The organism is bacterium (genome assembly GCA_029210545.1).
Lineage (GTDB): Bacteria > BMS3Abin14 > BMS3Abin14 > BMS3Abin14 > BMS3Abin14 > JARGFV01.
In genome coordinates, this window is the sequence record JARGFV010000108.1 from 1 (window position 1) to 8150 (window position 8150).

Below are 8150 nucleotides of genomic sequence, written 5' to 3' on the forward strand. Positions count from 1 at the left end.
TGCGCCTGATCCGGGGCTGTCGGATGCACCAGAGTCCATGATCCCGCCTTTACTTGTTTACGGAAACCGGCAGCTTCTTCATCAGGCGGTACAGCCACCACGCCAGCCCCAGTACGAGGACCAGGATGACGATCTTGAAAGCGGTATTTTCCGTGATCTCCTTCGTCGATTCCGGTTTGCCGGCCATAAACCCGGGGTTGTTCCTGACGTTTTTCAGGGCCGGCTCCGGGTAGCTCGAAAGTTTCCCGTGTTCGCTTCTGACAACCTGCGCCAGCTCGTAGTCGGGTCCGGGGATGTTGTATATCGTCCCGGAACCGACCCGAACGTATTTCTCATCGCTGTCGCTGTCGGCTCCCATCAGCTCCACGCGGCGGTGATAGTATTTCCTGTCGACCCTGAGGGTTACCCGGGAAACGGGAAGGTTGACAGGCCCGAGGTCGTAGATCGAATCCCCCCTTTCGTCGATGATGTGCCCGGGCCGGCTGATGATCTTCCTGTCGAGGACGGGCTCGCCCGCCCTGCTTTCACCCCGCCAGCCGCGGATCCGGTCGATCCTGAACGGTTCATCATTCAGGCCGCCCACCTCGAACCGGAGGCCGTCGTATTCGAGCCGGATCGATCCTTCCTCCTCACCGACCTGCCTCTCGTCGGTTAAAACGAGATTGAGATAGCGCGATGAGGTGCCCGGGATCCCGAACCTCGTTTTCCTGAGATCGATCCGGGACGAAAAATCGAAGACCGTGTCATCGGCCAGTTTCCGCCATGTCCCGGGGAGGTCCTCCCCCGTGTCCGGAGACGAGTACACCCCGACATTTTTCTTGAAATCCCGGGCGGGGGTCAGGATCTCGATCCGGTCGTAAGCCTTCTCTTTTCCAGGCCGCTCGACAAGGACCGTCACCTTGTCCCCGGTATCGTCGAAGGAGCGGACCTTGAAATCGAAGCCCGTTTCCCTCTCACCGGGCACGATCTCCTCGTAAATGACGTAGGGGACCTCGTTCCCGGTGTCGTCGAAGAGACGCAGGTCCGAAAAAGCCCTGGCCGTCTTCGAGAGCACCTCCTCGGTGAGAGTCAGCCTGGCGGGCGTATCGGGGGTAAAACCGTCCCCGATGTCGACCATGTGCCTGAACTGCGACGGCTGGACCGATCCCGCGTGGACCGGAGCCGCGGCAAGGACCAGGCACCACAGCAGGTTCCCCATCTTTTTCATCCGGCAGCCTCCTCCCCGGCTTCACCTTCCGCCTCGTCCTCGGAAAGGATCAGTCCCTTGTACCTGTGGTAAAGGAAAGAGGCGCCGATGAGCAGAACGCCGAGGACAATGAACGAGACGATCCTGAACGGGGTGCTGACGTTTGACATGTCAACCAGGAAAACCTTCAGTACGGTGACCGCGAAAAGACCGATGGATACCCGTCTCATCAAGCCTTTCCTGAACGCGAAACCGAGGCCCATGAGACCGATGGAAAAGAGGGCCCACAGGACCGATATGGACGCGAAACGCGCCTGGGGAGCCTTGTCCTCGAAGAAACCGCTCACCTCGACGTTGAGCACGATAAAAAGGAGGATGGTGAAGGAGAGGTTCAGGACGACGGCATCGTAACCCTGGAAGATGTCCCGGGAAAGGTCCGACCCCCGGGTGAGCCTCGCCATGGTGTACAGCGCAGCCACCACAACAGCCGACGTCAGCCACCTTTCGGGCATCATCTCCCCGTAGGGCATCCGGAAGTAGATCCCTTCCGCCAGGTGGAAAACGCCGGGGTAGTCGTAAAGCAGGAACTTTACGGCGGCCGCCGCGAGGAGCCCCAGGCCGCCGATGTAAAGCCACCGGTTGTTCAGGCGAAGGGCTGCCCAGATGATGCCTCCCGCCTGGGCTATCCAGAACACGGTGATCCAGTGGTCCGAGAAGAGGACCGGGACCGTGATCACCAGGAACACCAGGGCTTTTGCCAGGAGCAGGATGAACGGCTCGAGGTTTCCCGATTGTTTCCTGTACAGGTAGCTGGCCATAACGGAGAAGACGGCGGTGTAGGCGACGGTCACGATACTCACCGCCGGGCGCGAATAGTACTCCGCGATGGTGGCGAAGGAGAACGCGAAGGCGACAAACGCGTTGGGAATGGTCAGGGCGAAACCGGTGAGTTCCTCAACCCGCTCCCTGATGAAGTAAAAGGCAAAGGGCGCGACCGCGTAGATCAGGAAAAAGATGTTGAGAAAAACAACGGTGGGCCAGAACTTGCTCATTGCGTAGTGCTCGAAGTACCAGGCCGCGAACAGGATCCATGTGCTGGCCAGCCCCAGATGGTTCAGCAGCGCCCACCGCTTGAAAAACGCGATGCCCAGGATACCGCCGTTGAGCATGACCATGTAGGTCATAAGGGCCACCTGGTTGTCCACGCCGGTGGACAACACCACGGGAGTGAGGAATCCGCCGATGATCCCGAGGACGGCGAGCCATCTCGCGTCGTAGAAGAGTGACAGAGAGCAGGCGAGAGCCGTCACCATGATCATGATCCCGAAGGCGGCCACATGGCTCATGAGGGCGTAGATCTGAAACGCCGCGAAGGTCGAGAAGTAAAGAACGGCGATACCGCCGCCCGTCAGGTAAAGGCCGAACATGCGCGTCAGCCGACGGCGTAAAAACTCCCCTCCCGCGAGGCAGGCCATTCCGGCGAAATAGGACATGGCCACCCGGCCGGCAGGTCCGACCCAGTTCCTGTCAAAGGAGTATTTCAGGAAATATCCGATCCCGAGGACCATGATGGCGATGCCGACGATAAGCAGCCACTTCTGTCCGAAGTGCACTTCGGACAGCCCTGTTTTCCTTGACGGGACCGCCTCGGACCCGAACAGCTTCGCCAGGAAGTCCATTCCGGAGGATGGATCCGGGGAGGCCTCCTCAACCTGTGTTTCCGTTGTCCGGGATTCAAAAACGGGGGGACCGTATCCGGGCGCCGGTTCGGATCTTTCTTCCACGCGGGGCGGTTCCGCCGCCACGGAAGGTTCCCCCGGCGCCACTACACCTGTATCTGTTTGCTGAAGGGATTCGAACCGCTCCTGGATAAGATCCAGCCTGGACAGGAGGGAGGCGGTCTCCTCCCGGGTCGACCGGACCAGCTGTTTGATCTCGTCAACGGGATCGACAGGCGCCAGCGGCGCCCCGCAAAAAGGACAAAAGAAAGAGCCGGCCTCGACCTCGGCCCTGCAACGGTAACATTGCATGAACACCCCCCCCTCGGGAATGGCACACCGCGAAACACAATATCACGAAAATCCGGACAGGCAATAATCCTTAGGGGCAACCCGTGGGGTCAAGGAAAAACAGCAGGATGTAACAGGTGGGGTCAGCCTTTCCCCTTTCCCCTTTCCCCTTTCCTCCTTTCCACCCCAGAATCTCGGTTGATCTGGTTTTCGAGATTCTGGGGATAAAAAAACCTTGTTGGTAACTGGCTTCGCAGGATGTTGGTGAGCGGCGGTCTTTATGGGCTTAATCAGGTCATTCGCAAGGTCCTGACCCAGTCACCGCGAGATGATGGTTACGAGTCATACACAGTGGATATTGAAGCGACGGCTATCAAGGCGGGCAAGAAGTTGGCGCGCATGACGTACAAGGGGTTTCGGGGCTACACACGGAATCCGGACGCGTCCGGATTCCGTGTTCCTGAGCCTGCCTGCCGCAGGCAGGGGGGAACCATACCCGAAATCCGGCGATTGGGCGCCTCCGGTCGGGCTCGAGGGCTTAAGGAGGGACGGCGAGCCCTCGTTTGAACCTCCCGGCCTCTCACAACAGTAGAACCGGCCGCCTGAACACCCCGACCGGAGGCCGGCCCAAACCAATCGCGGATTTCGGGTTTTCTTCCTCCTCCTTTTTCCGGCGGTGTGCTATAACCCTCCCCCAATGAAAACATCGATAAGCAGAAAGTTCCTGACCTCTCTCCTTGTGGCCGGGGCCCTGGGGGCACTGGCCGCCGCGGGGTGGCTATTCCTGGCCGCCTCCGACCTGCCCGACGTCCGTTTCCTGGCCGGGGCCGACGCCGTCGTCAACCTGACGGTGCGCGACTGGAACGGGGAAGGCAGGCCCTTTGCCCTCGGCCCCGGCAACCCCTCGTGGACCCCCCTGGAAAAGATCCCGCCCCACCTGCGCGACGCGGTCCTGGCCGGGGAGGATTTTTCTTTCTACTCCCACGGGGGTGTCGACTGGTTCGAGGTGCGCCAGTCCATCATGGAAGACCTCAGGGAGAGGCGGTTCGCACGCGGGGCCAGCACCATCACCCAGCAGCTGGCCAAGAACCTGTTCCTGTCCAGCGACAAGACCATAAGGCGCAAGGTCCGGGAGCTGCTCCTTGCCAGGCGGCTGGAAGCGGCCCTGACCAAAGACCGGATCCTGGAGCTGTACCTCAACGTCGTGGAGCTGGGTAACGGGGTGTACGGCGTGGGGGCGGGGGCGCGGCATCACTTCGGGAAGGAGCCGGGAGCCCTGTCCCTCCGCGAAAGCGCCTTTTTAGCTGCCATGCTGCCGGGGCCCAGGGTCTTCGACCCTGACCGCAACATGGACAGGGTGCTGGCGCGCTCGGACCACATCCTGGGCGTGATGCTCAAGGGCCGCATGATCACCGACGGGCAGTACCAAGCGGCGCAGGTCCAGGTTCCGGCGGCCGAGCCGTCATTCCCATACGCAGAACCGCTGACCTTCACCGGGACCGACGAGTCCAACTCGGTCGAGGACCCGGGATCCGACGCCAGGGGCGCGGTATCCGACGAGGGCCGCCAGGAGGCCGCGGCCCCGGAAGACGAGAGCCCCTATCTCGAGGAGGGCATCAGCCAGATCCCCATCGGCACGCAGGGTAAAGACCCCGGCATGTAACCGGTGCCGCCCGCTGGGTCATTGGATCCACCTCGGAAAACCAGTTTCATATTTCGGTTCATCACAATAATGCGTACCTGGTGCCCACATTTTGGTGGAGAGGTGAGAACTTCAAAAGCATTGACACAGAGAACCACAGGGCGGCCTGTCCCGGCCGCGTCACAGGGGGCCACAGGGAAGGGCGGAAATCTGGGGGGGAGAACTCTGGCGTGTGCCGTCAAAGCCTGAAGAGCATTCACCACGGAGAAAATCGGAGGACACGGAGAAATGCGGGTGACGGGGTAAACCAAAGTCCTGTTTGGATTTTCTCTGTGATCTCTGCCTGCCCTGCCTGTACTGCCTGTCTCGAGCTTATCGAGGGGTCGAGAGGAGCTTGTCGAAGGGCACGAGACCGCTCTTGCCGCCTTTACAGGACACGCTCTTTCAGCTTCAGATCTTGCTCTTTCGCAAGGTTGCTCAGTCGGCAAGTCGAGACCTTCCGCTCTTTCCACTTTCCACTTGTCTTTTCCCCTTTCCCCTTTCCACCCGGTACGTTCTTCTTTCTACGCACCCGAAGGGGGGATATAATCCGGTATGCTTCCGAAATCCATCACCGCGGGATTGCCCCGCACGGTCATCGCCCTCGGGCTGGTCAGTTTTTTCACAGACCTTTGGCAGACCCTTGGGGTCCGGGCCGCCTTTTTCCTGGGGGCCGCCCTGGCATTTTTTGCCGCCGCGCTGATCAGCACGGTTCCCGGCCCGGGTAAAGCGCGCGGGTGATCTCAAACCTTATCACACCGCCGCTGACGCCTGCCGATCAGTTTCCTCCCCGGCTCCCCGTTACTCGTAGCGCAGCGCCTCGATGGGGTCGATCCGGGCGGCCTTCCTGGCCGGATAGAAGCCGAAGAATACGCCCACAAGGCTGGAGAAGAGAACCGCCACCGGAATGAAGGACGGATCGGGCACGACACTGATCCCCATCATGGACCCCAGGGCATAAGCTCCCGCCAGCCCGATGGACAAACCGAGGACTCCACTGAAGGATGCCCGCGCATTGTGTGCGGGCATCCCCTTGAAATTCTGTTTACATTATCAGACTGACTGCTATTTGAAAGTCAGCAGTTGGTACTGCCCATCGCCGTAGGTGTTGTGGCCGGGTGGGATCTCACCCCTACCGCAGTTGTCGAATACGGCGATACTGTACTCGTACTCCTTGCTCAGGTCATCGAAGATGACGTCGTCCCCGGGGCTGCCCGTGTTCAGGGCGCGCTGGAACTCGTTGACCCAGACACCGTCCTTCCATGTGGCGCTGTGCTTCACATCAGCCCTGCTCCCGGCCGGATGGCGGAGAACCCGTTCCGGAACGACGGCCTTGGCCGCGGCATACTTTCGCCACGCCTTATTGACGGCCTTGTCTCCGGCGTAGTCCGGACTGTCGGGATCCGCCACGAGGACCTCCCCGGCAGCCACCTCGGACTGGGTCAGGACCATGGCATCCGGGTAATTCTCAGGCGCTTTTTCCATGAATGCAGGGGCGTTCTTCGCCTTATTGCGGTTGTGGCTGTAGGCGCTTTGCCCCTTGTCACCCCGGCGGCCGGAATCTTCGAGATTGTAACCGTCTTCCAGGTCCATGTACCAGACGAGGTACTTGTCGTCCAGCCAGCCGTTAAAGACCATCTCACCGGCAGTGGCCTCGTAGCTGTCGTCCTTCACGGCAACCTTGGGTTTCGCGATCTCCTGGGCACTGATTCCGCCCATTCCCCGTGCGGCTTTCGTGTGCCAGATGTCCATCTTCGATCCCTGCTTGTCCGTGAATTCCGACGATCCGGGAACGTTCCCGTGGCACTTGACAGCGCACCCGTATACGGTTCGGAAGTCCGGGGTTGTCATGTTCCAGAGTATGGCAAGCCTGTCCTCGGACTGTTTGTCGTTCTCCCCAGCGGCCTCAGGGTGCATCCATCCGGTCTTCATCCACTTCCATGACCCGGCGCGCGTCATGCTCAGGGTCGAATCTTTCCATACCGCGAGGATGTAGAGGTTTGTGTCGTCATAAAGAGCCTTCAACTCGACACTGTCCGTATCGGTAAAGGGAGGCGCCGGCGTCAGTGAGATCGTGTGGGATTTGGCCGAACTCCAGGCCTTGTCTGAACCGTCTCCGTCAATTACGGGAGGGTTGGAGACTCTGGAAGCCTGCAGATAGGGGTCATAGCCAAGTTCCCGCTTCTGCGCGATGGAGTCGATCCATTTGCTGACGGTGGCCGCCTGCTCCGGGGAAAGGTACTTGGCCATGAAGCCCCCCCTTTGGATCCAGGATCTCAAGGTGCCCTTTTCCGCCGCTTTTATGATGCGGGCATTGCTGTCAAGGGCCGGGTACCCCTTGCCAATGTTGTTTTTAGCCTGGATATGGCATTTAATACACTTTCCCTCCGCATTGGCGGCGAGGACAGTCTGGTCCTTCACGTCGCGCAGGAAAAAGTGGGTCGTACCGGGTGTCTCATGACATTCGACGCAGCCTTCGGTGTCGTGTCCCACCTGCACAGGGACGTGGCAGGAGCCGCACTGGTTCACCATGCCTGGGTGTTCCTGGACATGGGATGCCGGAGCGCCAGTGTGGCAACGCACACAACGCTCGTTGATGATCGACTGCACCTCGGCGGGAATTTTCTGGCTCGATGCCGAAACGGTTACGATCGAAGCGCCTAACACAATGATCAGGCATACAGATAAGAACAGAATCATGCCTGTCCGCACATTTTTTATGGTCTTTCTGTTAGTCATCTTGCCCCCTTTGATAAAGTTCAGGAAAAATGGATTTTCGGTTTTGGAGATCTGCCTTTCGAGGAGGAGATCATTAATGTTTGAGGATGTGAGGGGGGAGGTCTTTCGAACTGAACCGTCCAGTGCCATGATTCATCCAGTGACCTCGCGTGACCGGCTATCCCCATCAACCGTCCCAGGCATGGCATGTGTCTGTGTAAAATGAACGCCAGATGGCATGCAGCTTTTTGACCATGTTCACATAACGGAGAGGGAACCGGACTCGTCGTGAGAGTTACTGAATAATGGTTTTCCATTAGGCGCCCCGAAAGAAAGAGGAGGATTCCGTGGGTCGCTTGGGGAAGCTCAGGGAAAAAAGATCAGGATGTATTCAGAAATGCACCCATCCACACTAATACCAGAATACACCCCAAGGAAAGAGGGTGCAAGGACCCGAAATCCGCGATTGGTTTGGGCCAGCCTCCGGTCGGGGTGTCTGAGGGGTCTGTTTTTGACACGCCGGTCCTGGTACCTGGACTTTTCGGCATCGACGCCA

The 8150-nt window shown here is 59.5% G+C and carries 6 protein-coding genes; 2 read left to right on the forward strand and 4 right to left on the reverse strand.

All coding sequences use genetic code 11. From position 1 onward, the window contains the following. Positions 1-49: 49 nt before the first annotated feature. The gene (locus P1S46_10210) at positions 50-1207 is read right to left on the reverse strand and encodes a hypothetical protein (GenBank protein MDF1536852.1); all 1158 of its coding nucleotides are present in this window, start codon (positions 1205-1207) and stop codon (positions 50-52) included. Then, positions 1204-3216, reverse strand: a complete 2013-nt coding sequence (locus tag P1S46_10215) for a DUF2339 domain-containing protein (protein ID MDF1536853.1) — start codon at positions 3214-3216, stop codon at positions 1204-1206. Before P1S46_10215 ends, P1S46_10210 begins: the two co-directional genes overlap by 4 nt. A gap of 676 nt (positions 3217-3892) precedes the next feature. Between P1S46_10215 and P1S46_10220 the strand changes: the two genes are divergently transcribed. Next, positions 3893-4858: a transglycosylase domain-containing protein gene (locus P1S46_10220; GenBank protein MDF1536854.1), complete on the forward strand. Its 966-nt coding sequence runs from the start codon at positions 3893-3895 to the stop codon at positions 4856-4858. A 573-nt stretch (positions 4859-5431) separates the two neighbouring features. Continuing rightward, positions 5432-5617: a hypothetical protein gene (locus P1S46_10225; GenBank protein MDF1536855.1), complete on the forward strand. Its 186-nt coding sequence runs from the start codon at positions 5432-5434 to the stop codon at positions 5615-5617. 60 nt (positions 5618-5677) lie between these two features. On the opposite strand, the gene P1S46_10230 is transcribed toward P1S46_10225, so the two are convergent. Both P1S46_10230 and P1S46_10235 read right to left on the reverse strand, forming a co-directional pair. After that, a complete protein-coding gene (locus P1S46_10230; protein ID MDF1536856.1) occupies positions 5678-5905 on the reverse strand; it encodes a hypothetical protein in 228 nt (75 codons plus the stop codon). Positions 5906-5941: 36 nt separating this feature from the next. Next, positions 5942-7615, reverse strand: a complete 1674-nt coding sequence (locus P1S46_10235; GenBank protein MDF1536857.1) for an ethylbenzene dehydrogenase-related protein — start codon at positions 7613-7615, stop codon at positions 5942-5944. Positions 7616-8150: the final 535 nt, after the last annotated feature.